General features: G+C 49.9%; 1 protein-coding gene. It reads right to left on the bottom strand.

Annotated elements, in window-relative coordinates:
- Positions 1-372: outer membrane protein transport protein (locus CWC14_RS18855; protein WP_171036909.1), on the bottom strand; the 372-nt coding region annotated here is incomplete at its 3' end.
- Between the last annotated feature and the right edge of the window lie 29 nt (positions 373-401).

Raw genomic sequence — 401 nt, forward strand, 5'->3', positions numbered from 1 at the left:
GAAGGCACCAAAGCCTACTGCCACCTTATCGTTTACCGGGAGCACAAAGTAACCGGCAGGGATCACTGCGCTAGGGGCGATGCTATCGTCGTTTAACACATTAGGGTTTAGGCCATTGTTGGTGCTTTCGCCTTCAAGGCTCACGTCTGGCTCGACATAAATTGCCGCCACGCTCAACTGTGCCGTTTCAAATTGCGACATCAGTGCGGGGTTACGGGCAACCACAGATGCATCATCAGCAATGGCTGCTTCACCAGCGTAGGCGCGGCCTAAGCCTGACGCATTTTGCTCTGCCAGCTGAAAAGCGGCAGCGAAAGATTCTGTTGATAATAGCGCCAATGAAGCCGCTAAAATTGTCTTTTTGAATTGCATACTTCTTTCTCATTGTTGTCATTTTAACT

Source organism: Pseudoalteromonas sp. S3260, from assembly GCF_005886925.1.
Taxonomy (GTDB): Bacteria; Pseudomonadota; Gammaproteobacteria; order Enterobacterales; family Alteromonadaceae; genus Pseudoalteromonas; species Pseudoalteromonas tetraodonis.